Source organism: Pseudomonas sp. CFBP 5748, from assembly GCF_053850495.1.
Map to the genome: position 1 here is coordinate 63485 of NZ_JBSPTN010000012.1, position 25196 is coordinate 88680.

22 protein-coding genes are annotated in these 25196 nt (G+C 61.2%); 11 read left to right on the forward strand and 11 right to left on the reverse strand.

From position 1 onward, the window contains the following. The first annotated feature begins 42 nt into the window (after positions 1-42). From ACWNZ1_RS23465 to ACWNZ1_RS23505, 9 genes are all read left to right on the forward strand, one after another. Positions 43-1725 (forward strand): flavin monoamine oxidase family protein, encoded by a 1683-nt coding sequence (locus ACWNZ1_RS23465; RefSeq protein ID WP_135847480.1) that lies wholly within the window; start codon positions 43-45, stop codon positions 1723-1725. A gap of 12 nt (positions 1726-1737) precedes the next feature. Further along, entirely contained in the window at positions 1738-2532 is a 795-nt protein-coding gene (locus ACWNZ1_RS23470; RefSeq protein ID WP_256453851.1) for a carbon-nitrogen hydrolase family protein, read from the forward strand. A 48-nt stretch (positions 2533-2580) separates the two neighbouring features. After that, complete coding sequence (gene pqqF, locus ACWNZ1_RS23475) at positions 2581-5013, forward strand: pyrroloquinoline quinone biosynthesis protein PqqF (protein WP_456027920.1); 2433 nt, start codon at positions 2581-2583, stop codon at positions 5011-5013. A gap of 157 nt (positions 5014-5170) precedes the next feature. Further along, positions 5171-5245 carry a pyrroloquinoline quinone precursor peptide PqqA gene (gene pqqA / locus ACWNZ1_RS23480; RefSeq protein WP_003177660.1) on the forward strand — a complete coding sequence of 25 codons (75 nt, stop codon included), beginning with the start codon at positions 5171-5173 and terminating at the stop codon, positions 5243-5245. 81 nt (positions 5246-5326) lie between these two features. After that, positions 5327-6238 (forward strand): pyrroloquinoline quinone biosynthesis protein PqqB, encoded by a 912-nt coding sequence (pqqB, locus tag ACWNZ1_RS23485; RefSeq protein WP_135847483.1) that lies wholly within the window; start codon positions 5327-5329, stop codon positions 6236-6238. 208 nt (positions 6239-6446) lie between these two features. Next, positions 6447-7199 (forward strand): pyrroloquinoline-quinone synthase PqqC, encoded by a 753-nt coding sequence (gene pqqC / locus ACWNZ1_RS23490; protein ID WP_135847484.1) that lies wholly within the window; start codon positions 6447-6449, stop codon positions 7197-7199. Further along, positions 7196-7471, forward strand: coding sequence for a pyrroloquinoline quinone biosynthesis peptide chaperone PqqD (pqqD, locus tag ACWNZ1_RS23495; RefSeq protein WP_135847485.1), 276 nt, complete (start codon positions 7196-7198; stop codon positions 7469-7471). Before pqqC ends, pqqD begins: the two co-directional genes overlap by 4 nt. Then, entirely contained in the window at positions 7443-8612 is a 1170-nt protein-coding gene (gene pqqE, locus ACWNZ1_RS23500) for a pyrroloquinoline quinone biosynthesis protein PqqE (protein WP_135847486.1), read from the forward strand. Before pqqD ends, pqqE begins: the two co-directional genes overlap by 29 nt. Continuing rightward, positions 8578-10407, forward strand: coding sequence for an alpha/beta hydrolase family protein (locus tag ACWNZ1_RS23505; RefSeq protein WP_256453852.1), 1830 nt, complete (start codon positions 8578-8580; stop codon positions 10405-10407). Before pqqE ends, ACWNZ1_RS23505 begins: the two co-directional genes overlap by 35 nt. A 77-nt stretch (positions 10408-10484) precedes the next feature. Here the strand turns inward: ACWNZ1_RS23505 and ACWNZ1_RS23510 are convergent, their stop codons facing one another. From ACWNZ1_RS23510 to bioB, 11 genes are all read right to left on the reverse strand, one after another. Next, complete coding sequence (locus ACWNZ1_RS23510; RefSeq protein ID WP_038436734.1) at positions 10485-10643, reverse strand: YqaE/Pmp3 family membrane protein; 159 nt, start codon at positions 10641-10643, stop codon at positions 10485-10487. Between the two features lie 345 nt (positions 10644-10988). Then, positions 10989-12767, reverse strand: a complete 1779-nt coding sequence (locus tag ACWNZ1_RS23515; protein WP_256453853.1) for an acyl-CoA dehydrogenase C-terminal domain-containing protein — start codon at positions 12765-12767, stop codon at positions 10989-10991. Between the two features lie 217 nt (positions 12768-12984). Continuing rightward, positions 12985-14781, reverse strand: coding sequence for an acyl-CoA dehydrogenase C-terminal domain-containing protein (locus ACWNZ1_RS23520; RefSeq protein ID WP_135847489.1), 1797 nt, complete (start codon positions 14779-14781; stop codon positions 12985-12987). Between the two features lie 92 nt (positions 14782-14873). After that, entirely contained in the window at positions 14874-16163 is a 1290-nt protein-coding gene (locus ACWNZ1_RS23525; RefSeq protein ID WP_135847490.1) for a GGDEF domain-containing protein, read from the reverse strand. A gap of 271 nt (positions 16164-16434) precedes the next feature. Then, complete coding sequence (locus tag ACWNZ1_RS23530) at positions 16435-18240, reverse strand: phenylacyl-CoA dehydrogenase (protein ID WP_135847491.1); 1806 nt, start codon at positions 18238-18240, stop codon at positions 16435-16437. 275 nt (positions 18241-18515) lie between these two features. Then, entirely contained in the window at positions 18516-18812 is a 297-nt protein-coding gene (locus ACWNZ1_RS23535; RefSeq protein WP_135847492.1) for a pyrroloquinoline quinone biosynthesis protein PqqE, read from the reverse strand. 108 nt (positions 18813-18920) lie between these two features. Continuing rightward, positions 18921-19604: a dethiobiotin synthase gene (bioD, locus tag ACWNZ1_RS23540; RefSeq protein ID WP_135847493.1), complete on the reverse strand. Its 684-nt coding sequence runs from the start codon at positions 19602-19604 to the stop codon at positions 18921-18923. Continuing rightward, on the reverse strand, positions 19601-20413 hold the full coding sequence (gene bioC, locus ACWNZ1_RS23545; protein WP_135847494.1) for a malonyl-ACP O-methyltransferase BioC: 813 nt from the start codon (positions 20411-20413) through the stop codon (positions 19601-19603). The genes bioD and bioC overlap by 4 nt, the downstream gene beginning before the upstream one ends. After that, the gene (locus ACWNZ1_RS23550) at positions 20406-21137 is read right to left on the reverse strand and encodes an alpha/beta fold hydrolase (RefSeq protein WP_135847495.1); all 732 of its coding nucleotides are present in this window, start codon (positions 21135-21137) and stop codon (positions 20406-20408) included. Before ACWNZ1_RS23550 ends, bioC begins: the two co-directional genes overlap by 8 nt. Continuing rightward, positions 21130-22308: an 8-amino-7-oxononanoate synthase gene (gene bioF / locus ACWNZ1_RS23555; RefSeq protein ID WP_135847496.1), complete on the reverse strand. Its 1179-nt coding sequence runs from the start codon at positions 22306-22308 to the stop codon at positions 21130-21132. The genes ACWNZ1_RS23550 and bioF overlap by 8 nt, the downstream gene beginning before the upstream one ends. Positions 22309-22460: 152 nt before the next feature. After that, positions 22461-23516, reverse strand: a complete 1056-nt coding sequence (gene bioB / locus ACWNZ1_RS23560) for a biotin synthase BioB (RefSeq protein WP_135847497.1) — start codon at positions 23514-23516, stop codon at positions 22461-22463. Positions 23517-23606: 90 nt separating this feature from the next. On the opposite strand from bioB, the gene ACWNZ1_RS23565 reads away from it, so the two are divergent. Beyond that, positions 23607-24347 carry a ComF family protein gene (locus ACWNZ1_RS23565; protein ID WP_256453854.1) on the forward strand — a complete coding sequence of 247 codons (741 nt, stop codon included), beginning with the start codon at positions 23607-23609 and terminating at the stop codon, positions 24345-24347. A 57-nt stretch (positions 24348-24404) separates the two neighbouring features. After that, the gene (locus ACWNZ1_RS23570; protein ID WP_265072468.1) at positions 24405-25169 is read left to right on the forward strand and encodes a TOBE domain-containing protein; all 765 of its coding nucleotides are present in this window, start codon (positions 24405-24407) and stop codon (positions 25167-25169) included. Positions 25170-25196 lie beyond the last annotated feature (27 nt).

The following is a 25196-nucleotide window of genomic DNA, read 5'->3' on the forward strand; positions in this document are numbered from 1 at the left end:
TCAGACGCGAACACCGCGTCGAGTCGCCCATCAAGGTCAGTCATGAACAAGCACAATCGCCACCCAGCAGACGGTAAGAAGCCCATCACCATTTTCGGGCCGGACTTTCCCTTCGCCTTTGACGACTGGATCGAGCATCCGGCGGGCCTGGGCAGTATCCCGGCCCATAACCACGGTGCGGAAGTGGCGATTGTCGGTGCCGGGATTGCCGGCCTGGTGGCGGCGTACGAGTTGATGAAGCTGGGCCTAAAGCCCGTGGTCTACGAGGCCTCGAAAATGGGTGGGCGCCTGCGCTCACAGGCGTTCAATGGCGCCGAAGGGGTGATTGCCGAGTTGGGCGGCATGCGTTTTCCGGTGTCCTCCACCGCGTTCTATCACTATGTCGACAAGCTGGGCCTGGAGACAAAACCGTTCCCCAACCCCCTGACTCCCGCCTCGGGCAGTACCGTCATCGATCTGGAAGGCCAGACCTACTACGCACAGAAATTGGCCGACCTTCCAGCCCTGTTCCAGGAAGTCGCCGACGCCTGGGCCGACGCGCTGGAGGACGGCTCGCGCTTCGGTGACATCCAGCAGGCGATCCGCGACCGCGACGTGCCACGTCTCAAGGCACTGTGGAACACCCTGGTGCCACTGTGGGACGACCGCACGTTCTACGACTTCGTCGCCACCTCCAAGGCGTTCGCCAAACTCTCGTTCCAGCACCGCGAAGTGTTCGGCCAGGTCGGTTTCGGCACTGGCGGCTGGGACTCGGACTTCCCCAATTCGATGCTGGAAATCTTCCGCGTCGTGATGACCAACTGTGACGACCACCAGCACCTGGTGGTCGGCGGTGTCGAACAGGTGCCCCACGGCATCTGGAGCCACGTGCCGGAGCGCTGCGTGCACTGGCCGGAAGGTACCAGCCTGAGTTCGTTGCACCTGGGCGCCCCGCGCAGCGGGGTGAAGCGCATCGCCCGCGCCGCCGAGGGCCGGTTCAGCGTGACGGACGTCTGGGATAACACCCGCGAGTACGCCGCAGTGCTGGTCACCTGCCAGAGCTGGCTGCTGACCACCCAGATCGAATGTGAAGAGGCGCTGTTCTCGCAAAAAATGTGGATGGCCCTGGACCGCACCCGCTACATGCAATCGTCGAAGACCTTCGTGATGGTCGACCGGCCATTCTGGAAGGACAAGGACCCGGAGACCGGCCGCGACCTGATGAGCATGACCCTCACCGACCGTCTTACCCGCGGCACGTACCTGTTCGACAATGGCGATGACAAGCCGGGGGTGATTTGCCTGTCGTACTCCTGGATGAGCGATGCCCTGAAAATGCTGCCGCATCCAGTGGAAAAACGCGTGAAGCTGGCCCTCGATGCCCTGAAAAAGATCTACCCCAAGGTGGATATCGCCGCCCGGATCATCGGCGACCCAATCACCGTGTCGTGGGAAGCCGACCCGCACTTCCTCGGTGCATTCAAAGGCGCCCTGCCCGGCCACTATCGCTACAACCAGCGCATGTACGCGCATTTCATGCAGGACGACATGCCGGCCGAACAGCGCGGGATCTTTATAGCTGGCGATGACGTCTCATGGACACCGGCCTGGGTCGAAGGCGCGGTACAGACCTCGCTCAATGCCGTGTGGGGAATCATGAAGCACTTCGGCGGTGAAACTCACGCCGAGAACCCGGGTCCAGGTGATGTGTTCCACGAGATCGGTCCGATCGCCCTGCCCGAATAAAAGGAGTTTTTGATGCGTGTAGCCCTTTACCAATGCCCACCGCTGCCACTGGATCCAGCCGGCAACCTGCAACGCCTGCACCAAGTGGCGCTGGAGGCCAGGGGCGCCGATGTGCTGGTGCTGCCGGAGATGTTCATGACCGGCTATAACATCGGCGTCGACGCGGTGAATGTATTGGCCGAGGTCTACAACGGCGAATGGGCGCAGCAGATCGCCCGCATTGCCAAGGCGGCAAACCTGGCGATTGTCTATGGCTACCCCGAGCGCAGTGAAGACGGGCAGATCTACAACTCGGTGCAACTGATCGACGCCCAGGGTGAACGCCTCGCCAACTACCGCAAGAGCCACCTGTTCGGCGACCTTGATCACGCCATGTTCAGCGCCGGCGACGCCGCATTGCCCATCGTCGAACTCAACGGCTGGAAACTCGGCTTCCTGATCTGCTACGACCTGGAATTCCCGGAAAACGCCCGACGCCTGGCCCTGGCCGGTGCCGAACTGATCCTGGTGCCGACCGCCAACATGCAGCCCTACGAGTTCATCGCCGACGTCACCGTGCGCGCCCGAGCCATCGAAAACCAGTGTTTCGTGGCTTACGCCAACTACTGCGGTCACGAAGGTGAGTTGCAGTATTGCGGGCAAAGCAGCATCGCCGCGCCGGATGGCAGCCGTCCCGCATTGGCCGGACTGGACGAGGCGTTAATCGTCGGTGAGCTGGATCGCCAATTGATCGAAGATTCCCGTGCGGCCTACAACTACCTGCACGACCGCCGCCCTGCTCTTTACAGTGACTTGCACAAGCACTGACCCGAGCTAATCCGCTAGCATGAGCGCATCTCTATTCTGGAAGCGCTCATGCCGGCCCCTGATTCCCTCCGCCCTCATACTGAAACCCTGGCCAACGGCTTGCGGGTGACAGTGCGTCATGTCCCTGGCCTCAAGCGCAGCGCAGCAGTGCTGCGGGTGGCGGCCGGCAGCCATGATGTGCCTCTGGCCTGGCCGGGATTGGCGCACTTTCTCGAGCATCTGTTCTTCCTCGGTAGCGAACGCTTTCCCACAGGCGAGAATCTGATGGCCTACGTACAGCGGCACGGCGGCCAGATCAATGCGCGCACCAGCGAACGCACCACGGATTTCTTTTTCGAATTGCCACCCGAGGCTTTCGTCGGCGGGTTGGAGCGGCTCTGGGACATGCTCACTCATCCACGCCTGGATGAAGCTGACCAGTTGCGGGAACGGGAAGTGCTGCACGCAGAGTACGTCGCCTGGTCCCAAGACGTGGCAGCCCAACGCCAAGTTGCCTTGCATGACGGACTGTCAGCGACACATCCGCTACGGGGCTTTCATGCCGGCAATCGCGACAGCCTCGCGGTCACGCAGCCTGAGTTCCAAGCGGCACTGCAGGGCTTCTATCGAAGATTTTATCAGAGCGGTCAAATGACCCTGAGCCTCGCCGGCCCGCAGAGCGTCGACGCGTTGAAAGCACTGGCCGAGCAGTTCGGCGATCACGTGCCAGTGGGCAACGCGGCTGTCAGGCATTTACCTGTGAAGCTGATGGAATCGTCCCAGAGCAGTTATCAACAGGCCAATGAAAGCGGTCTCGATTTGCTGTTCACCTTTGAAGACTTACCCGCCGCCTCGCCCCAAGCCTTGGACTTTCTCTGTGCGTGGCTGAACTCCAGCAAGCCGGGGGGCCTGCTCGCCACGTTGTGCCAGCGCGGCCTGGCGGACAGCCTCAAGGCCACGCCACTGTACGAGTTTGCCGGACAAGCGCTGCTGCACATCGAATTCAAGCTCGACAACGCTAAAGCGTCGGACGAGATCCAGTCATTGCTGCGCGATTGGTTGGGGTTCTTTGCAGCCCAGGATGACTGGGCGCCATTACGCGGAGAATTCTGCGCGCTGCTGCACCGTCGACATGAAATAGGAACAGCGCTGCAACTGGCTCGTTGGGACAGTGAGAAACGCGACGGTCCCTTGTCGGAAAACGATCTGGCAAGACTCAGGGAAATCCTCAAGCAATTGCACCCTGTGGATAACGTCACCGGGAAATGGCAACTGCCCGCGCCCAACCCGTTCCTGCAAACGCCAAGCGAACCACCCCGCGCCGGGTTGATACGCGGCCAGACCAGCGCCCACCGCGGTTTACGAACCTTCGCCCAGGACCGCTCCCGAGGCCGGCGGGAGCGCTCGCCGATGCAATTTAGCCAGGCGCTGGCAGACACCACCCCGCAAGGCGCGGTATACCTGCGCTGGCGGTTGGCGGCGCCAGCACCGCTCGACCTTCAACCCAGGCTCGACCGGCATCTGCAGGATCTGCGTGAAGAGGCGCGTCAGGCCGGCGTAGACGTCACTTTCGAGCCCTCCGGCAATCATCAATGGCTGCTGAGGCTGGTCGGCTTGCAGGCACCGATGCCGCTGGTGCTCGAGCACATCCTGACGAAGCTGGGCCAACCGCTGCCAACGGTCCAGGCCAGGAACGAAGCCCCATTGACGCCGATTCGATACCTGTTGAAGGAATTGCCGAATTATCGTCAGCAACACTTGCAGCCTTCGGCGTTGCCACTGCCCGACAGCCTGTGGACGACAGCTCGGTGGGACGGCCTGGCGACCGGCCTCTCGCCGGCCACCCAGGCCGCTATGGGCCCGGCACTGGCCCGGGTACCCGGCATCGCCAGCCAGGAAACCGAGCCGACGCCGCCTTCCGGGCAGCGCCTCTGGCGCACGCTTCAGACCCACGGCGATGAACAGGCCGTGCTGTTGTTTTGCCCCACACCCACCCAGTCCTTGCCCGACGAAGCCGCCTGGCGGCTGCTGGCGCAACTCTGCCAGGCGCCGTTTTATCAGCGTCTGCGGGTCGAGCTGCAGTTGGGCTATGCGGTGTTCAGTGGATCGAGACAGATCGATGGGCTGACCGGTGTGTTGTTTGGCGCCCAATCGCCCAGCGCCTCAGCGGCGGGGCTGATCACCCACATTGAACAGTTCCTGAGCGGCCTGCCTGAGCGGATCCAGCAAATTGATGACTCGACCTTGATCGCTCAGCAGCAGACCCTTGCTGCCCAACTCCAAAGCAGCGCCCTGCCCTGCGCCCAAGCAGCCGAACTGCTCTGGCAGGGTAAGCTGGCTGGCCGCCCGTCGGATTATCTTGAGCAACTATCCGAGGCCATCGTGCTTGTGGAGCGCGAGCAACTGTTGGATGCCGCACGGCGTTTGATCGATGCTGAAGGTGGCCAGTATTGCCTGGCCAACGAAGCCTGCCCGGGATCGCCCTGGCAAGCGGCAGGGTGATCATTGCAGCCGCTGCAATGAGCTTTCTTTGAGAATCGCGGCGAACGAACAGGTCAGATTTAGTAACATAGCCGCCTAAGCATCTGAACATCTCCGAACGGAGGTGGACTATATGTATAGATCTCAACCGTTCCACCCCAACCAAAGGAGTATTTCCATGTCCTGGTCCAAACCCGCATATATCGACCTGCGTATCGGTTTCGAAGTCACCATGTACTTCGCCAGCCGTTGATTGCTGCAGGCGCTTAAACACGCAGCACAACGCCTCGGTCAACCGGGGCGTTTTTTATTACGGTTTGCAGAGGGAGCGGCCATGTTTGTCCAGATTCTAGGTTCCGCCGCCGGCGGCGGTTTCCCCCAGTGGAACTGCAACTGCGCCAATTGCGCAGGTTTTCGCAACGGCAGCCTGCGGGCCGAGGCGCGCACCCAATCGTCCATCGCCATTTCCGATGACGGCGTGAACTGGGTCTTGTGCAACGCTTCTCCGGACATTCGTGCCCAACTCCAGGGCTTCGCCCCGATGCAGCCTGGCCGAGCCCTGCGCGACACCGGCATTGGCGCCATCATCCTGATGGACAGCCAGATCGACCACACCACCGGCCTGCTCAGCTTGCGTGAGGGTTGCCCCCACCAAGTCTGGTGCACCGACATGGTCCATGAAGACCTGAGCACCGGTTTCCCGCTGTTCAACATGCTGACCCATTGGAACGGCGGGCTGAGCTGGAACCGCATCGAGCTCGACCAGAGTTTCACCATCCCGGCCTGCCCGAACCTGCGCTTCACCCCGTTGCCATTGCGCAGCGCCGCCCCACCCTATTCACCGCACCGCTTCGATCCGCATCCGGGCGACAACATCGGCCTGATCGTCGAAGACCTGCGCACCGGCGGTAAACTGTTCTACGCCCCTGGCCTGGGCCAGGTTGATGGGGCGTTGCTGGAGATCATGGCCGACAGCGATTGCCTGTTGGTGGACGGCACGATGTGGGACGACGATGAAATGCAGCGCCGTGGCGTCGGCACGCGCACCGGTCGGGAAATGGGCCACCTGGCACAGAACGGTCCCGGCGGGATGATCGAAGTGCTGGAGCAGTTGCCCTTGCCGCGCAAGATCCTTATTCATATCAACAACACCAACCCGATTCTCGACGAAGACTCGCCCGAACGGGCTGAACTGGTACGCCGAAAGATTGAAGTGTCTTACGACGGAATGAGTATTGAGTTGTAGCAAGGGCGGAACGATTGTGGGGGTGAACTTGCGGTGTGTCAGCCAGGACTGATCTGGCTGTCCTGGCCTCATCGCGAGCAAGCTCGCTCCCGCAATAGTTCGAGTCTGGATATCTGACTCACAGTAAAACCAGTGTGGGAGCGAGCTTGCTCGCGATGGGGCCTGCCCTGACACCACAGACCCCACGGGCATTTCCCGGAGAACCTAAATGACTGACACCCCCCTGTCCCCCACCGAGTTCGAAGCCGCCCTGCGCGCCAAGGGCGCGTATTACCACATCCATCACCCCTATCACGTGGCGATGTATGAAGGCCGCGCCACTCGCGAACAGATTCAGGGTTGGGTCGCGAACCGCTTTTACTATCAGGTGAACATCCCGCTCAAGGATGCCGCGATCCTGGCCAACTGCCCGGATCGGGCGATCCGCCGTGAGTGGATCCAGCGCCTGCTCGACCATGACGGTGCTCCCGGCGAGGACGGCGGTATCGAAGCCTGGCTGCGGCTGGGCCAGGCGGTGGGCCTGGATCCCGATCAACTGCGCTCCCAGGAATTGGTGCTGCCAGGGGTTCGTTTTGCGGTGGATGCCTACGTCAACTTTGCCCGCCGGGCCAGTTGGCAGGAAGCCGCCAGCAGCTCGCTGACCGAGCTGTTCGCCCCGCAGATCCACCAGTCGCGCCTGGACAGCTGGCCGCAGCATTACCCCTGGATCGACCCGACCGGCTACGAGTATTTCCGTACGCGTCTTGGTCAAGCACGGCGCGACGTGGAACACGGCTTGGCCATCACCTTGCAGCACTACACGACACGGCAAGGCCAGGAGCGCATGCTGGAAATTCTCCAGTTCAAACTGGACATCCTCTGGAGCATGCTCGACGCCATGAGCATGGCCTACGAATTGAACCGTCCGCCCTATCACAGCGTGACCGGGCAACGGGTGTGGCACAAAGGGATCACCTTATGAGTTTCGACCGCAGCAAGACCCCGCGCTGGCGCCCCGGCTATCGCTTCCAGTACGAACCGGCACAGAAGGGCCATGTGCTGCTCTATCCTGAAGGCATGATCAAGCTCAACGACAGCGCGTCGCTGATCGGCGGCCTGATCGACGGCGAACGGGATGTCGCGGCCATCGTCGACGAGTTGGCGAAGCAGTTTCCCGACGTGCCGGAACTCGGTGACGACATCGAGCAATTCATGGAGGTCGCCCGTGCACAGCACTGGATCGAACTTGTCTGAGCCCACCGGGCTGCCGCCCAAGCCTGAAGTCGGCTTGCCGCTGTGGCTGCTGGCGGAGCTGACCTATCGGTGCCCGCTGCAATGCCCGTATTGCTCCAACCCGTTGGATTTTGCCGAGCAAGGCAAGGAGCTGAGCACCGAGCAGTGGATCAAGGTGTTTCGCGAAGCCCGGGAAATGGGCGCCGCGCAATTGGGCTTTTCCGGCGGTGAGCCGCTGGTGCGCCAGGACCTGGCCGAACTGATTGGCGAGGCGCGCAAGTTGGGTTTCTATACCAACCTGATCACCTCCGGCATCGGCTTGACCGAACAGAAAATCAGCGACTTCAAAAAGGCTGGCCTGGATCATATCCAGATCAGCTTCCAGGCCAGCGACGAGCAGGTGAACAACCTCTTGGCCGGCTCGAAGAAAGCCTTCGCGCAAAAGCTGGAAATGGCCCGGGCGGTCAAAGCCCACGGCTATCCGATGGTGCTGAACTTCGTCACCCATCGGCACAACATCGACAAGATCGACCGCATCATCGAGTTGTGCATCGCCCTTGAGGCGGATTTCGTCGAACTTGCCACCTGCCAGTTTTACGGCTGGGCGCAACTCAATCGAGTGGGTCTGCTGCCGACCAAGGAACAACTGGTCCGCGCCGAGCGTGTCACCAACGAATACCGCGCCAAGCTGGAAGCCGCCGGCAATCCGTGCAAGCTGATCTTTGTCACGCCGGACTACTATGAAGAACGCCCCAAGGGCTGCATGAACGGTTGGGGGAGCATTTTCCTCACCGTCACGCCGGACGGCACCGCGCTGCCCTGTCACGGCGCCCGTCAGTTGCCGGTGCAATTTCCCAATGTGCGCGACCACAGCATGCAGCACATCTGGTACGACTCGTTTGGCTTCAACCGCTTTCGCGGCTATGACTGGATGCCCGAGCCATGCCGCTCCTGCGATGAAAAAGAAAAGGACTTCGGCGGCTGTCGCTGCCAGGCGTTCATGCTCACGGGAGACGCCAGCAATGCCGACCCGGTGTGCAGCAAGTCCGAACATCACGGTGTGATTCTCAAGGCGCGTGAAGACGCCGAGCACGCGACGCAAACCATTGAGCAACTGGCCTTCCGCAATGAACGAAACTCACGCCTCATCGCCAAAAGCTGAGCCTTTCAGCGCCACCCAGGCCGTTGCAGCCGGTACCGACTTCGCCGAACTGCAGGTCGGGCCCCTCGGCTTGTTCTGGAATGAATACCGTCCCGAAGACGGCGCCTGCCGGATCTGGCATTGGCTGGATGCGAAGGCCCGTTGTCTGACCCCGGATGGGTTCAGCGCCCGCAGCCGGGTCTACGAATACGGCGGCGGATCGTTCTGCCTGAGCGCTGACGGTGTGCTGTTCGTCAATGAGAGCGACCAGCAGGTGTATCACCAGTCGTTGGCCGATGAGCGGCCCGTGGCGCTGACTTCGGGTGATTGTCGCTATGGTGATCTCAATTTCGCCTCCGGCCAGGTGTTGGCGGTGGAGGAACAGGCCAATCAGCATCGCCTGGTGTCGATCGGACTGGCAGACCATCAACGGCATCTGCTGGCTGAAGGCGCAGACTTTTATGCTTCGCCGACCGTGAGCCCCAATGGCCAGCGGCTCGCCTGGATTGAGTGGAGCCGGCCGCACCAACCATGGACCGCAACACGGCTGATGCTGGCCGAGCGCCAAGCGTCGGGGTGGGGTGAGCCGCGCTGTGTGGCGGGCAACGCTGAAGAGGAGTCCATCCAACAGCCGCGCTTCGACGACGCCAATCGCCTTTATTGCCTGACTGATCGCGGTGGTTATTGGCAGCCTTGGGTTGAGTCGGTCCGGGGCCTGGAACCACTGCCCGCCGCCGCAGCCGATCACGCCCCGGCGCCATGGCAACTGGGGGGCTGCACCTGGCTGCCGTTGGACGAGCGCACGTACCTGGCGAGCTGGACTGAAACGGGTTTCGGGCGCCTGGGCCTGTGCCGCCGTGACGATGCTGATGAGGATTTCACCGGTACCTACAGCCGTTTTCGCAGCCTGGCACTGGATGAGCAGTTCATTTACGCAATCGCCGCCTCGCCGACCAGGCCGTCGGCGGTGATTGCGATTGAACGGCAAAGTCGTGAAGTGATGGTGCTGGCCGGTGGTGTTGCGCCGCTGCCCGTCGAACAGATCAGCCGTCCCCGAACCCTGCGCTACCCCTCTGTTTCAGGTCAAGCCCATGGCTTTTTCTATCCAGCCATGAATGCTGGGCAGAAACCGCCGCTAGTGGTGTTCATTCACGGCGGCCCCACCTCGGCCTGCTATCCCTTGTTTGATCCGCGTATCCAGTACTGGACCCAGCGCGGCTTTGCCGTCGCCGACCTCAACTACCGTGGCAGCAGCGGCTATGGCCGGGCCTATCGGCAAGCACTGCATTTGAACTGGGGTGTGGTGGATGTCGAAGACGCCTGCGCGGTGGTTGCGTACCTGGATGAACAAGGCCTGATCGATGGCCGCAGTGCGTTCATTCGTGGCGGCAGTGCCGGTGGCTATACCACCCTGTGCGTCCTGGCGTTCCAGAACGTGTTCCGCGCCGGCGCCAGCCTCTACGGCGTCAGCGACCCTGTCGCCCTGAGCCGCTCGACGCACAAATTCGAAGCGGATTATCTGGACTGGCTGATCGGCGACCCGCAACACGATGCCGAACGCTACCGTGCCCGTACGCCGCTGCTGCATGCCGATCAAATCCGCGCACCGGTGATCTTTTTCCAGGGCGAACTGGATGCCGTGGTCGTCCCGCAGCAGACTCGCGATATGGTCGCCGCTTTAGAGGACAACGGGGTGGCGGTCCAAGCGCACTATTACCCGGATGAGCGCCACGGCTTTCGCAAGGCTGCGAACCAGGCGCATGCGCTGGAGCATGAGTGGTTGTTTTATCGCAGGGTGATGGATAGCGATCTGTAGAAGCCGCAAAAACGGTGGGAGCGAGCTTGCTCGCTCCCACCGGGTTTTGATCATTCAACTGATCTTGCACCAGGCCCTCAGCGCTTGGCGATGATGTACACCGCATGCACGATGCCCGGGATGTACCCCAGCAGGGTCAGCAGGATATTCAGCCAGAAAGCCCCGCCAAAACCGACTTGCAGGAACACACCCAACGGCGGCAGCAGAATGGCGATGATGATTCGAATGATATCCATGGATGACTCCTGATTGGCGATGGCTACATTGCCATATAGCTCATTGACCCACGACCGCTCGTCAGGGTTCAGTGAAAAACAATCAGGATAGGCGGCCGAACGGCCAAATCCACTCACGACAAAAAACGCAGGCAAAAGAAAACCCCGCCGAAGCGGGGCTTTGCAGACTGTTTCCCTGACATCCATTTCACTCCGCCTTCCTGGCAGAATCCTACGTGTCCGTGTTGTTGCTTTGCGCATCCTGCGCGACGTCCATGTGAAGTAGATTAGCCCTGGATCCAATCTGCCGATAGAGGGAAAACGCCAGCACATTGTGTAAGCGTTTGCTTACACAATGTCAGCTTTTTAGAACTGTCCGGGCTCCAACAGGAACAGCGACTCACTGCCCGCCTTCACCGAAGCACTCAGGGAGTGAATGCGCGGCAGCAGGCGGGCAAAGTAGAACCGTGCCGTGCCCAGTTTGCTCGCGTAGAAATCATCCTGCTTTTCTTTACCCAAGGCCGCCTTGGCCATCAGCGCCCACATGTAGGCGTAAGCGGTGTAACCAAACGCCTGGAGGTACTCCACCGACGCCGCACCAATTTCGTTCGGGTTGTTCTTCGCCCGATCCAGCAGCCACTCAGTGAGCTCATCCAACGTACCGACCGCATCGTTCAGCGGCTTGGTGAACTCCGTCAGGTCGCTGCTTGCGGTCGCGGTGAACTGGCGGATTTCATCGGCGAACAGTTTGTAGAACGCACCGCCGCTGCCAACGATCTTGCGCCCCACCAGGTCCAGCGCCTGGATGCCATTGGTGCCTTCGTAGATCTGGGTGATGCGCACATCACGCACCAGTTGCTCCTGGCCCCATTCGCGAATGTATCCGTGGCCGCCGAAAATCTGCTGGCCATGAACGGTGGTTTCCAGGCCCAGGTCGGTCAGGAAGGCCTTCGCCACCGGGGTCAGCAGTGCCACCAGATCTTCGGCGCGCTTGCGGGTGGTCGGGTCTTCGCTGAACTTGGCGGTGTCCAGTTGCATCGCCACGTAGGTGGAAAAGGCCCGGCCGCCCTCGTTCGAGGCTTTCATGGTCAGCAACATCCGGCGTACGTCCGGGTGGACGATGATTGGGTCGGCAACCTTGTCCTTGTTCTGCGCGCCGGTTGGCGAACGGCTTTGCAGGCGGTCACGGGCGTATTCGATGGCGTTCTGGTAGGAACGCTCACCGGTGGCCAGGCCTTGGATACCGACGCCCAGACGCTCGTAGTTCATCATGGTGAACATTGCCGCCAGGCCTTTGTTCGGCTCGCCGACCAGGTAACCCACGGCTTCGTCGAAGTTCATCACGCAGGTAGCGGACGCCTGGATACCCATCTTGTGTTCAATCGAGCCGCAATTGGCCGGGTTGCGCGCGCCCAGGCTGCCGTCGGCATTGACCATGAACTTGGGCACCAGAAACAACGAAATGCCTTTCGGACCAGCCGGTGCATCCGGCAGTTTCGCCAATACGAGGTGAATGATGTTCTCGGTAAGGTCGTGTTCGCCGCCGGTGATGAAGATCTTGGTGCCACTGACCTTGTAGGAACCGTCGGCCTGGGGCTCGGCCTTGGTGCGAATGATCCCCAGGTCCGTACCGGCATGCGGCTCGGTCAGGCACATGGAGCCGGCCCAGACGCCGGCGTACATGTTCGGCAGGTACGCCGCTTTCAGCTCTTCGCTGGCGTGAGCGTTGATCGACAGGCAAGCGCCGGCGGTCAACATCGGGTACAGACCGAAGGACAGGCTGGCAGAGTTGACCATTTCCTCGACCTGGGCCGAAACGGCCTTGGGCATGCCCATGCCGCCGTACGTCGGATCACCACCGACACCGACCCAACCGCCTTCAGCGTAGGTCTGGTAGGCCTGTGGAAAACCTGCCGGTGTGGTGACGGCGCCGTCGGCCCAGTGGCAACCTTCTTCATCAGCGGCACGGCTGAGGGGGGCGATGCTTTTGCTGGTGACTTTGCCGGCTTCCTCAAGAATCGCTTCGACGGTTTCAGCGTCGACGGTCTCGGCCAGGGCCGGCAGCTCGGCCCAGAGTTTCGTGACCTCGAACACTTCATTGAGGACGAAGCGCATATCGCGCAGGGGCGCTTTGTAGTCAGCCATGGCAAACCTCGCAGGATCTAAACAGTTGGTTCGTAAGAAAACGGTTTTTGCAGTGGTCGGAGTGTACCTCAACAACTTTTGAGACACATAGGGTCAACCAGTGACTGTTTTGTTATTTTTAGTCACCAAAAAAGATCGCAAGCTTCGCCAGCTCCTACAGGAATATGCGCGCTTCTGTAGAAGCTGGCGAAGCCTGCGATCTTTGTCTTCCTCAATATCAGAGCGCAAACAACTCCGCCGGCAGCTTCATCAGACAATCGCTCCCCGCCTCGACAGCGGCCCGATGAGCGGCGGTGCGCGGTAGCAGACGCTTGAAGTAGAACTCACAGGTTGCCAGTTTGCCCCGGCAGAAATCCCCGTCACCGTTACCGCTGTCGAGTTGCGCCTGAGCCACCAACGCCATGCGCAACCACAGGTAGGCCAGGATGATGTAACCGCTGTACATCAGGTAATCCACCGAGGCGGCACCCACTTCATCCGGATTCTTCATGGCAGCCATGCCGACCCGGGTGGTCAGTTCGCCCCATTGCTGGTTGAGCCCGTTAAGTTGCGCGACATAATCCTTGAGCTGCGGATGTTCCGCGTTGGCAGCACAGAATTTATGGACGATTTTGGTGAACCCGCGCAACAGCTTGCCTTGGCTGCCCAACACCTTGCGCCCCAGCAGGTCCAGGGCCTGAATACCGTTGGTACCTTCGTAGATCGGCGCGATGCGGCAGTCTCGTACCAGCTGTTCCATGCCCCATTCGCGAATGAAACCATGGCCGCCGAACACCTGCATGCCGTGGTTGGTCACTTCCAGGCCGGTGTCGGTCATGAAGGCTTTGCAGATCGGGGTGAGAAACGCCAGCAAGTCTTCGGCGTCCTGGCGGGCGCTCTCGTCTTGGCTCAGGTGCGCGGTATCCAGCAACTGCGCGGTGAAATACGTCAGTGCCCGATTGCCTTCGTTGAAGGCTTTCATGGTCAACAGCATTCTGCGCACATCCGGATGGACGATGATCGGATCGGCGGCTTTTTCCGGCGCCTTGGGGCCAGTCAGCGCGCGCATCTGCAAACGGTCGTTAGCGTATTTGATTGCACCCTGGAAGCTTGCTTCCCCCAGGCATAGCCCCTGCATGCCGGTGCCGAGCCGGGCATGGTTCATCATGGTGAACATGCAGTTCAGGCCCTTGTTCGGCTCACCGATCAGGAACCCCTTGGCCCCGTCGAAATTCAGCACGCAGGTGGCCGAGGCCTTGATGCCCATCTTGTGCTCGATCGAGCCACAGGACACGCCATTGCGCGCGCCTGCTTCACCTGTGCCGTCGGGTAGGAATTTAGGCACGATGAACAGCGAAATACCTTTGGTCCCGGCAGGAGCGTCCGGCAGCTTGGCCAGCACCAGGTGGATGATGTTATCGCTCATGTCGTGCTCACCGGCCGAGATGAAAATCTTGCTGCCGGAGATCGCGTAGCTGCCGTCGGCCTGGGGCACGGCGCGGGTCTTGATGATGCCCAGGTCCGTGCCGCAGTGGGCTTCGGTGAGGCACATGGTGCCGGTCCACTGGCCGGCGGTGAGTTTGCTCAGATAGGTCTGTTTCTGCTCTTCGGTGCCGTGGGCATGAATGGCCGACATCGCGCCGTGAGTCAGGCCGGGGTACATGCCCCAGGAGGTGTTGCTGGAGCCAACCATTTCACTGATGACCAGCCCCAGGGAACTGGGCAGGCCCTGGCCACCGTAGGCCGGATCCGCCGCCAAACCGTGCCAGCCGCCCTCCACGTATTGTGCGAAAGCCTGCTTGAAGCCTGTAGGCGTGGTGACTACACCGTTGTCGAAATGGCAACCTTCTTCGTCACCGGAGCGATTGAGCGGCGCCAGCACGTTCTCACAGAATTTGGCGCCCTCCTCGAGGATCGCGCTGACCATGTCCGGGCTGGCATCGCTGGCTCCCAACTCGGCATAGCGGCCATGGAAATCGAAGACGTGATCGATCAGAAAGCGCATGTCGCGCAGCGGGGCTTTGTACTCGGGCATGGTGGTTTTCTCCGGTAGCAGATCGTTCCCAACCTACTGCCGGCCACCGAGGCTCACAATCACAGTCCAGACGCTGAATGCGCCGTCATCACTCAACCTGCGGCGGCTTCCATGCGCACGGCGCCGCGCCGGTTCTGCCCATGGGCAATCACACAGTTGCGCCCCGCCCCCTTGGCGTTATAGAGCGCCTGGTCGGCGGACTTGAGCACTTCTTCAGGCGTGCGTTGTTCAAGGCGCTCGGCCACGCCGATGCTGACGGTCACCGATACGCTGGATGCAGCAGACCCGGAGCGACGCTGGCGGCCTTGTTGATCGTCCTGGGGACGACTGTCGGGATTACGCAGCTGAATGCTGTACGTCTCGATGGACTGGCGGATGACTTCCAGATGGGGCATGCACTCATCGATGGTCTTGCCTGCGAACACCAGGGCAAATTCCTCACCGCCGTAGCGATACGCCCTACCGCCACCACCGATCTTCGACAGCTTGCTGGCCACCAGGCGCAACACTTGGTCGCCCACATCGTGGCCGTGGGTGTCGTTGAATTTCTTGAAGTGGTCCACGTCGCTCATCGCCAATACATAATTGCGCCCCAGGCGCTGCATGCGTTCATTCAGCGCCCGACGTCCCGGCAGGCCGGTGAGTTCGTCACGGAAGGCCATTTGATAGGCTTCATGGGCAACGGCCGCGGCGATCATCAGCATCACCTGGCTGCACATGATGTTCAGGGTGAACGGCAGGATGAAGGTTTTTGGCAACATCCAGAATACCCCCAGCAACCCCACCAATTGCGCCGCGTGCAATGGCCGGGGGTGACGCCAGTATTGCCAGGCCAGCAGCAGAAATGCGGCGGCGAACATCGGGTAAGACAACTGGATCAGGCTCATCCAGGCGCCGTGCAGCGCGGGCCAGCGGATTTCCGAAAGCCACAACAGCAACGCCTGAGGAAAACTTTGCTCCAGGGCCAGCGCCACGCTGCCAAAGACCAGCAACACCGCGAACCGCGCCACCATGTCCTGGAACAGATGAGTGCGCTCCTGCCACGCCGCAAACAACCCGAACAACAGCGGCAGCAACAGGCAGACGAGGTGAAACACCACCGCCGCATCCTCGCGCACCTTACCATTATCTCGGTAGAAGTCGGTCTGGGTGTCCAGCAGGAAGTAGGCGATGTACACCGTGACCATCAGAAACAGTTCACGTTGCCGCCGGTAAACGGCGCAATACGCGCCTCCCAGCAACAACACCAGCGTAGGAAGAACGTTGAATAGCGAGGTGAAAAAGACGTTGAGATCCTTGACGTAGGCAGCCGCAAGCCCCGCCAGCAACAGAAGCAGTGACGGTAGGAAATGGCTGAAACGTACAGCGGAAGAACGCAGCAAGAGTAAAGCTCCGACCGGGCCGAGCAAAGATGGCATTGTGCCTGTAACCAGAGCAGTAAGGCACGCAAGATGTGACAGATGTCACACTGCCATCGCTGTAACGGCAGAGGGAACGGTTTTCTTAGGGTTGGGTTGGATGAATATTGTTTCAGGATCACTGTTGATCCCCTGTGGGAGCGAGCAAGCTCGCTCCCACAGGGGATCTTCTAGCGGCATGAAAAAGCCGCTGCTCCCAAGGAAGCAGCGGCTTTTTTGAAGAACCGCGTAAGGCTTAGTAGCCCAGCGCGAAGTCCTCTTCTTTCATGTCCATAAGGTTGTTGGCGCCCGACAGCATGGTTGCCACGTGGGTACGAGTACGCGGCAGGATGCGCTGGAAGTAGAAGCGCGCGGTCTGCAGCTTGGCAGTGTAGAAGGCTTCTTCGGTGGTGCCAGCGGCGAGTTTTTCCGCCGCCAGGCGCGCCATGTCGGCCCAGAAGTAAGCCAGGCAGGCGTAACCGGAGTACATCAGGTAGTCCACCGACGCCGCGCCGACCTCTTCGCGATCCTTCATGGCCGCCATACCGACCTTCATGGTCAGCTCGCCCCATTCTTTGTTCAGCGCGGCCAGAGGTTCTACGAACTCTTTGATCGCTTCATTGCCTTCGTTGCCTTGGCAGAACTTGTGGACGATCTTGGTGAAGCCCTTGAGCGCTTCGCCCTGGGTCATCAGCACTTTGCGGCCCAGCAGGTCGAGGGCCTGGATGCCGGTGGTGCCTTCGTACAGCATCGAAATACGGCTGTCGCGAACGTTCTGCTCCATGCCCCACTCGGCGATGAAGCCGTGGCCGCCATAGATCTGTACGCCGTGGTTGGCCGACTCGAAGCCGACTTCGGTCATGAACGCCTTGGCGATCGGCGTCATGAACGCCAGCAGCGCGTCGGCTTTTTTCTTCTCTTCTTCGTCCACGCCGTACTTGACGATGTCGACTTGCTTGGCAGTGAAGTAAACCATCGCCCGGTTACCTTCAGCGAAGGCCTTCATGGTCAGCAACATACGACGCACGTCAGGGTGCACGATGATCGGGTCGGCGGCCTTGTCCGGCGCTTTCGGGCCGGTCAGGGAACGCATCTGCAGGCGGTCACGGGCGTATTTCAAGCCGCCCTGGAAGCCGATCTCGGCGTGGGCCAGGCCTTGCAGCGCGGTGCCCAGGCGTGCGGTGTTCATGAAGGTGAACATGCAGTTCAGGCCTTTGTTCGCCGGGCCGATCAGATAACCGGTGGCCGCGTCGAAGTTCATCACGCAAGTGGCGTTGCCGTGGATGCCCATCTTGTGTTCCAGGGAACCGCAGCTCACCGCGTTGCGCTGACCGACAGTGCCGTCGGCGTTAGGCAGGAACTTTGGAACGATGAACAGCGAAATGCCCTTGGTGCCGGCCGGTGCGTCCGGCAGGCGTGCCAGAACGATATGGACGATGTTGTCGGCCATGTCGTGCTCGCCGGCCGAAATGAAGATCTTGGTGCCGCTGACCTTGTAGGAACCGTCGGCCTGCGGCTCGGCCTTGGTGCGCAACATGCCCAGGTCGGTGCCGCAATGCGGTTCGGTCAGGCACATGGTGCCGGTCCATTCGCCGGAAACCAGCTTGGTCAGGTAAGCCTCTTGCTGCTCAGGCGTGCCGTGTTCGGAAATGGTGTTCATCGCACCATGGGACAGGCCCGGGTACATGCCCCACGACCAGTTGGCTTCGCCGACCATTTCGCTGACCGCCAGGCCCAGGGACTCCGGCAGGCCTTGACCGCCGTGCTCTACGTCATGGGCCAGGCTTGGCCAGCCGCCTTCGACGAATTGCTTGTAGGCTTCCTTGAAACCGGTCGGGGTTTTCACGCCGGACTCGCTCCAGGTGCAGCCTTCGAGGTCGCCCACGCGGTTCAGCGGAGCCAGCACCTGCTCACAAAACTTGGCGCCTTCTTCGAGAATGGCGTCAACCATATCCGGAGTGGCGTCCTGGCAAGCCGGAAGGCTCTGATAATGCGCCTCGTAACCGAGCAGTTCGTCACGAACGAAGCGAATATCACGCAAGGGGGCCTTGTAGTCAGGCATAGCGATAAACCTCTGCTGATGTAACCGGGGATGAGCGACCGCGTGGATTTGTTGTAGCGGTCAAACAGTTGTTTGAAACATACGTTTACGCCCAAATCTTGTCAAGCGCCGATCTTTTGCCATTCGTCATCAGCTTGAGAAAATGTCGGACACGAGAAATCCACCGCAGCGAAGGATCCGCAACGCGCGTAGGAAAAGATTAGTTGAGTAAGAAGACGTTAGAGACAAAAACGCCGCGAATAATCGCGGCGTTTTCGCAAATCTGAAAGACAGGATCAGGCAAAGGTATCGATCAAGGTACCGAGCATTTCGTCGGATGCCTTGGCGACATTCACGCCCAGTTGCACCTGGAACTTGCCTTGGGCCATCTCGACCATGTTACTGGCCACGTCCGACTGCTGGCTGCGATCAACCGAGCGCAAACGATCTGCCTGCACTTCGGACGACTGGCTGGTAACCGAACGCTCAATCGTATTGTTGGCAATTTGGCCGGCTGCCTGATCGACACGGTTCTGCCCTGTCTGAATAGTGCTCAGACCGGCATAGAACGCGGTATTTCCTGAGATTTCCATGGCAGAGCTCGTCTTCTTGAAGGGTAGACAACGGTCATTGAAACAGAAGCCTTGGGAAAAGGCCCGACAAAAACACTAATGGCATAGTGCCTGGTCATAGTGAAAACCTTAGTAGTCCAGCAAGTCCAGGTGCAGATGCTCAGCCACGACTTCAGCCGTCACGCCTTTGATTTTCGGCACCCGTCCCAAGCATGGCGCCGGCAGGCGTTCGGCCAGGGTGGCGAGGTTTTCTTCCAGGCGTGACGTCTTGGGGTCGATGATATTCGCCACCCAACCGGCCAGTTGCAGGCCATCCCGGGCAATGGCCTCGGCAGTCAGCAGCGCGTGGCTGATGCAGCCCAAGCGTACGCCCACCACCAGGATCACTGGCAAGCCCAGCGCCTTGGCCAAGTCCGAGAGATTGTCCTGATCCGCCAACGGGACACGCCAGCCGCCCGCGCCTTCTATTAGCGTGAAATCGGCCTCCAGGGCCAGCACCTCACGCATCGGGCCCAACAACGATTGGACCGTCAGCGCCACACCGGCCTCCCGGGCGGCCAGGTGGGGCGCGATGGCCGGCTCGAATGCCAGCGGATTGACCTGTGCATACTCAAGCGGCACCGAGCATTCGGCCAGCAGCGCCAGGGCATCGGCATTGCGCAGCCCTTTAGGCGTTACCTCACACCCGGAGGCCACGGGCTTGCCCGCGGCGGTGCTCAGGCCGGCCTGTCGTGCGGCGTGCAACAGCCCCGCCGCGACGGTGGTCTTGCCCACGTCGGTGTCAGTGCCGGCAATGAAATAGGCCTGGCTCATAGCGGTTTCTCCAAAATGGCGTAGACCACCTGATAGGTCGCGGGCAGCCCCTGGGCCTGTCGAAACCGTTCGTAGGCTTCAACCAACGCCTGGATCCTCGCCCTGCCCGTCAACCCACCGGGCCGGCCTGGATTCAGATTGTGGGCGCCCAAGGCTTTCAGTTCGTGGGTCAGACTGCGCACATCAGGGTAATGCAACACATGGGGACGGTTTTCAAGCCTGACGACGTTCAGCCCGCTGGCCGCGCACAATTGTTGATACGTCTCGAATGCGCGGAAACGGTTGACGTGCACCAAGCCATCCACCTGACGCCAACTGTCGCGCAATTCGTACAAAGTGCCCACGCAAAGGCTGGTAAAGGCAAACACCCCACCCGGCTTCAATACACGCTGAGCCTCGTTTAACACCGCGGCAAAATCCCCACACCACTGCACCGCCAGGCTGGAGAACAGCAGGTTGCAGCTCGACGCCTGCAAAGGCAGTCGCTCCGCGTCACCGGCGACAAAATGCGCAGCGCCGCCCTGAGGACGCGCATGGTTGAGCATGCCCTCGGCTATATCCAGCGCCAGACCGTTCGCCTCGCCGAAGCGCGCGCCCAAGGCTCGAGTGAAGTAACCGGTGCCGCAGCCCAGGTCCATCCAGCGTTGCGGTGTGTTGGAAGCCGGCAACCGCTCAAGTAACTGCTGGCCCACGTCGCGCTGCAGCTCAGCGACGCTGTCATAACTGGTCGCCGCCCGGGAAAACGAGGCGGCTACCTGGCGCTTGTCGGGCAAGGCACCGGGCAATGGGGGAAGAGACAAATCAGTCATCACCGGACTCATGCAAAAAAACCTGGATCGCCCCCGCCACACCGTGGGGGTCTTCCAGAAGGAATCCGTGGCCGGCCTGTTCGATCAGACCGATTTCGACATCCGGCAGCAATACCAGCAACTCACCCGCCGCCTCAGCCGGCACCAAGGCATCGAGCCCGGCAAACAGGTGCAGTTGCGGGCCACGAAAACGCTGCAATGCCTGACGGGTGTCCAGTTGCGCCAGCAGTTCGAGCCCAGCCATCAAGACCTCGGGCGAAGTGCTCGGCGCACCGGCCAGCAGCAACCGCGACAACCCACGCGGATCACTGCAGCCCTGGGCGCACAGCAAACTGAAACGCTTGAGGGTTTGGCGTGGATCAGCCGCGCAGCCGGCGAGAAAGCCATCGAAGGTTTCGCCAGCCATTGCGCTCGGCCATTGCTCATGGGCGACGAACGAAACATTGCTCGCCAGGGTCAGCAAGCCACAGCAGCGCTCGCCCCGACGCGCCGCCAACTCCGAAGCCAGCATGCCGCCCAGGGACCAGCCGCCCAACCAGGCGTCCTGGGGCACGCAGGCGTCCAGCTCTTCGAGCCATTCATCGGGGTCACTTGATGTCAGTGCCGGCAACGGCTCGATTTCCACTCGCAAATGCTCATCAAGGCCTTGCAGCGCCGCCGCCAGCGGTTCCAGCGGTGAAACGCCCAAGCCCCAACCGGGCAGCAGTATCAGTCGATCACGCATGGCTTGGCTCCGGTCCCAGTTGGGCAAAACACTCGGCCAGTGCATTCAGCAATAGTTGCACCTGGGCTTCGCTGTGGGCGGCGGTCAGGGTCACACGCAGACGAGCGCTGCCGGCCGGCACGGTGGGCGGGCGAATCGCCGTGACCATCAACCCTCGTTCACGCAGCATTTGCGACAAGCGCATCGCCCGCCCCGCATCGCCGATCAGGATCGGCTGGATCGGCGTAAAACTGTCCATCAGTTGCAGGCCAATCTGCTCGGCGCCGTGGCGGAACTGGCGGATCAGCACTTGCAAATGCTCGCGCCGCCAGTGCTCGCTGCGCAGCAACTCAAGACTCTTGAGGGTGGCGCAGGCCAGGGCTGGCGGTTGGCTAGTGGTGTAGATGTAGGGGCGAGCGAACTGGATCAGGCTCTCGATCAGTTCTTCACTGCCGGCCACAAAAGCCCCGGCGGTACCGAAGGCCTTGCCCAAAGTGCCCACCAGCACCGGCACGTCATCCAGGCTCAGGCCAAAATGCTCGACGATACCGCCGCCATTGGCACCCAACGGACCGAAGCCGTGGGCATCGTCGACCATCAACCAAGCCCCCTTGGCCTTGGCTTCACGGGCCAGGGCCGGCAGGTCAGCGATGTCGCCGTCCATGCTGAAGACGCCATCGGTGACCACCAGGGTATTGCCCATGGCTTTTTCCAGGCGGTTGGCCAGGCTCTGGGCATCATTGTGCAGGTAACGGTTGAAGCGCGCGCCGGACAGCAGCCCGGCATCGAGCAGCGAGGCATGATTGAGCCGGTCTTCCAGCACCGTATCGCCCTGCCCCACCAGCGCGGTGACGGCGCCAAGGTTGGCCATGTAGCCAGTGGTGAACAGCAGCGCCCGCGGGCGGCCGGTCAAGTCGGCCAAGGCTTCTTCCAGGGCGTGATGTGGACCGCTGTGGCCGATCACCAAATGGGAAGCACCGCCACCAACGCCCCATCGCGCCGCGCCAGCGCGCCAGGCTTCGATCACTTGCGGATGATTGGCCAGGCCCAGGTAATCGTTGTTGCAGAACGCCAGCAACGGCTGGCCGTCCACCACCACTTCCGGGCCCTGCGGGCTTTCGAGTAGCGGGCGCTGGCGATAGAGGTTTTCGGCACGACGGGCAGCCAGGCGTGCGGCGAGATCGAAGGGCATGCAGGCCTCAGGGTGAACGCTATTTAAGGGGCTGAAGTAAATCCCCTGTGGGAGCGGGCTTGCTCGCGAAGACGGTGTGTCTGACAGCCTTACTTTGCCTGACACACTGCCTTCGCGAGCAAGCCCGCTCCCACATTTGGTTTCGGGTTAACTCAGAGGGCGGCGTTGTAGAACTGCTCGCTGCTCTTCTGCTCCACCAACGCCTGTTCAATCGCCGCCTGGTGCACTTCATCGGCATGCTCCTCACGGGCTTCGGGCTGGATGCCCAGGCGTGCAAACAGCTGCATATCCTTGTCGGCCTGCGGATTGGCGGTGGTCAGCAGTTTGTCACCGTAGAAAATCGAGTTCGCACCGGCGAAAAATGCCAGGGCCTGCATCTGCTCGTTCATCGCTTCACGGCCGGCGGACAGGCGCACGTGGGACTTGGGCATCAGGATCCGCGCCACAGCGAGCATGCGGATGAAATCGAACGGGTCGACGTCTTCGGCATTCTCCAGCGGCGTGCCAGCGACTTTCACCAGCATGTTGATCGGCACCGACTCCGGATGCTCCGGCAGGTTCGCCAGTTGGATCAGCAGATTGGCGCGATCGTCCAGGGATTCGCCCATGCCCAGGATACCGCCGGAGCAGATTTTCATCCCCGAATCACGCACGTAGGCCAAGGTTTGCAAACGTTCGCTGTAGGTACGGGTGGTGATGATGCTGCCGTAGAACTCCGGCGAGGTGTCGAGGTTGTGGTTGTAGTAGTCCAGGCCAGCCTGGGCCAAGGCCGCAGTCTGTTCCTGGTCGAGGCGCCCCAGGGTCATGCAGGTTTCCAGGCCCATGGCCTTCACGCCCTTGACCATCTCCAGCACGTACGGCATGTCCTTGGCCGACGGGTGCTTCCATGCCGCGCCCATGCAGAAACGGGTTGAACCGATGGCCTTGGCACGTGCGGCCTCCTCGAGGACCTTCTGCACTTCCAGCAACTTTTCTTTTTCCAGCCCGGTGTTGTAGTGGCCGGACTGCGGACAATATTTGCAATCTTCCGGGCAAGCGCCGGTCTTGATCGACAGCAGCGTGGAAACCTGGACGCGATTGGCGTCGAAGTGCGCGCGGTGCACGGTCTGCGCCTGGAACAACAGGTCATTGAATGGCTGAACGAAGAGTGCTTTGACTTCGGCCAAAGACCAGTCATGACGCAGGTTGGCAGTGGTGCTGGCGCTCATGGGCATTTCCTTGATTATGCTTGGCTGGCGCCCGGGACATGGAATACCCACAGGCGCGACACGGATGTTCGGCATATTTAAGGAAGAGCCATGCGCTGTCAACCACAATACGATGGATCGGTTTACATCTGGTTAAAAAACAAACAATCCTGTCTGCTGTGTGGCGAAACCACCGATACACCGCAGCCTATTTGTACACCGTGCGAAAGCGAACTGCCCTGGCTCGGCGATCAATGCAGCGTCTGCGCCCTGCCGCTGCCCATGGCCGGGCTGTGTTGTGGACAATGCGCCACGCGGCCGCCAGCCTTCGAGCGGGTCCTGGCGCCTTGGGCCTACGACTTTCCGGTGGACACGCTGATCACCCGTTTCAAGCATCAGGCGAAATGGCCTCTTGGCCGGTTGATGGGTGAACTGTTGGCGCAGTCGCTGCAACATCATTTCGATGAAGGACTGGAGCGACCCGATGCGCTGGTACCCGTGCCACTGGCGGCACGGCGCTTGCGCCAGCGCGGCTTCAATCAAGCGACGCTGCTCGCCCGCTGGCTCAGCAAACCGTTGGCGATCCCCTGCGAAGAAAACCTGCTGCGGCGCACACAGGACACTCCCGCCCAACAGGCACTCGATGCCAAGGCCCGGCGTCGGAACCTGCGCCAGGCCTTTGCCGTGACGCCCGAGGCTCTATTGCACAACCGTCACCTGGCACTGGTGGACGACGTGCTTACCACTGGCGCCACCGCCCAGGCGCTGGCCCGCCTGCTGCTCGATGCCGGCGCCGCACGTGTCGATGTGTATTGCCTGGCGCGCACGCCGAAACCCGCTGAGCTGGCTTGACGCGCGGCGCCCGAGGCGCCAACGTCCGTCCATCAACCTTTGCACGCAGTTTCCGTCATGTCATTGCCTACGCTTCTGACCCAACACATCGTTAGGCGCCCACAACGCATCGCGCTGCTGCAGCACATCGCCGAACAAGGCTCGATCACCCGTGCCGCCAAAAGCGCTGGCCTGAGCTACAAGGCGGCCTGGGATGCCATCGACGAGTTGAACAACCTCGCCGACCAGCCGTTGGTGGAACGCAGCGTCGGCGGCAAGGGCGGTGGCGGCGCCAAGCTGTCAGAGGAGGGGCAACGCGTGCTGCGTCTGTATCAGCGCTTGCAAGCGTTGCAGGCGCAGTTACTGGAAGCCAGCGAGGACGCCGGGGATCTGGGCCTGCTCAGTCGCCTGATGCTGCGCACCAGCGCCCGCAATCAACTGCATGGCAAAGTCCTGGGGATCGAGGCCCAGGGCCACAATGACCGGGTACGCCTGGAACTGGCCCGGGGTCTGGTCATCGAAGCGCAAATCACCCATGACAGCACGCTACGCCTGGAGCTGGCGATCGGCACCGAAGTGGTGGCCCTGATCAAGGCCGGCTGGTTGGAGTTGCACCCGGTCGATTCAGCGGAGCAATCGGGAATCAACACGTTGCGCGGCGTGATCGAGCAGGTTGCCGCCGCCGAAGACGGCCCCAGTGAAGTGCGTATCGGCCTGCCCAACGGCCAGACACTGTGCGCCCTGGCCGATCCGATCCAATTGCATGAGCGAAACCTGGCTGCCGGTTCTGCGGTGCACGTCGCGTTTTCACCGACAAATGTGCTGCTCGGCACACCGCTGTAGCGCACTGCAACAATAGTTTCATCGACC

What these genes read in the sequence shown, in the direction of transcription:
- ACWNZ1_RS23465 (WP_135847480.1), top strand. Translation starts at nt 43, where the DNA reads ATGAACAAGCACAATCGCCACCCAGCAGACGGTAAGAAGCCCATCACC.
- ACWNZ1_RS23470 (WP_256453851.1), top strand. Translation starts at nt 1,738, where the DNA reads ATGCGTGTAGCCCTTTACCAATGCCCACCGCTGCCACTGGATCCAGCC.
- pqqF (WP_456027920.1), top strand. Translation starts at nt 2,581, where the DNA reads ATGCCGGCCCCTGATTCCCTCCGCCCTCATACTGAAACCCTGGCCAAC.
- pqqB (WP_135847483.1), top strand. Translation starts at nt 5,327, where the DNA reads ATGTTTGTCCAGATTCTAGGTTCCGCCGCCGGCGGCGGTTTCCCCCAG.
- pqqC (WP_135847484.1), top strand. Translation starts at nt 6,447, where the DNA reads ATGACTGACACCCCCCTGTCCCCCACCGAGTTCGAAGCCGCCCTGCGC.
- pqqD (WP_135847485.1), top strand. Translation starts at nt 7,196, where the DNA reads ATGAGTTTCGACCGCAGCAAGACCCCGCGCTGGCGCCCCGGCTATCGC.
- ACWNZ1_RS23505 (WP_256453852.1), top strand. Translation starts at nt 8,578, where the DNA reads ATGAACGAAACTCACGCCTCATCGCCAAAAGCTGAGCCTTTCAGCGCC.
- ACWNZ1_RS23510 (WP_038436734.1), bottom strand. Translation starts at nt 10,643, where the DNA reads ATGGATATCATTCGAATCATCATCGCCATTCTGCTGCCGCCGTTGGGT.
- ACWNZ1_RS23515 (WP_256453853.1), bottom strand. Translation starts at nt 12,767, where the DNA reads ATGGCTGACTACAAAGCGCCCCTGCGCGATATGCGCTTCGTCCTCAAT.
- ACWNZ1_RS23520 (WP_135847489.1), bottom strand. Translation starts at nt 14,781, where the DNA reads ATGCCCGAGTACAAAGCCCCGCTGCGCGACATGCGCTTTCTGATCGAT.
- ACWNZ1_RS23530 (WP_135847491.1), bottom strand. Translation starts at nt 18,240, where the DNA reads ATGCCTGACTACAAGGCCCCCTTGCGTGATATTCGCTTCGTTCGTGAC.
- ACWNZ1_RS23535 (WP_135847492.1), bottom strand. Translation starts at nt 18,812, where the DNA reads ATGGAAATCTCAGGAAATACCGCGTTCTATGCCGGTCTGAGCACTATT.
- bioD (WP_135847493.1), bottom strand. Translation starts at nt 19,604, where the DNA reads ATGAGCCAGGCCTATTTCATTGCCGGCACTGACACCGACGTGGGCAAG.
- bioC (WP_135847494.1), bottom strand. Translation starts at nt 20,413, where the DNA reads ATGACTGATTTGTCTCTTCCCCCATTGCCCGGTGCCTTGCCCGACAAG.
- ACWNZ1_RS23550 (WP_135847495.1), bottom strand. Translation starts at nt 21,137, where the DNA reads ATGCGTGATCGACTGATACTGCTGCCCGGTTGGGGCTTGGGCGTTTCA.
- bioF (WP_135847496.1), bottom strand. Translation starts at nt 22,308, where the DNA reads ATGCCCTTCGATCTCGCCGCACGCCTGGCTGCCCGTCGTGCCGAAAAC.
- bioB (WP_135847497.1), bottom strand. Translation starts at nt 23,516, where the DNA reads ATGAGCGCCAGCACCACTGCCAACCTGCGTCATGACTGGTCTTTGGCC.
- ACWNZ1_RS23565 (WP_256453854.1), top strand. Translation starts at nt 23,607, where the DNA reads ATGCGCTGTCAACCACAATACGATGGATCGGTTTACATCTGGTTAAAA.
- ACWNZ1_RS23570 (WP_265072468.1), top strand. Translation starts at nt 24,405, where the DNA reads ATGTCATTGCCTACGCTTCTGACCCAACACATCGTTAGGCGCCCACAA.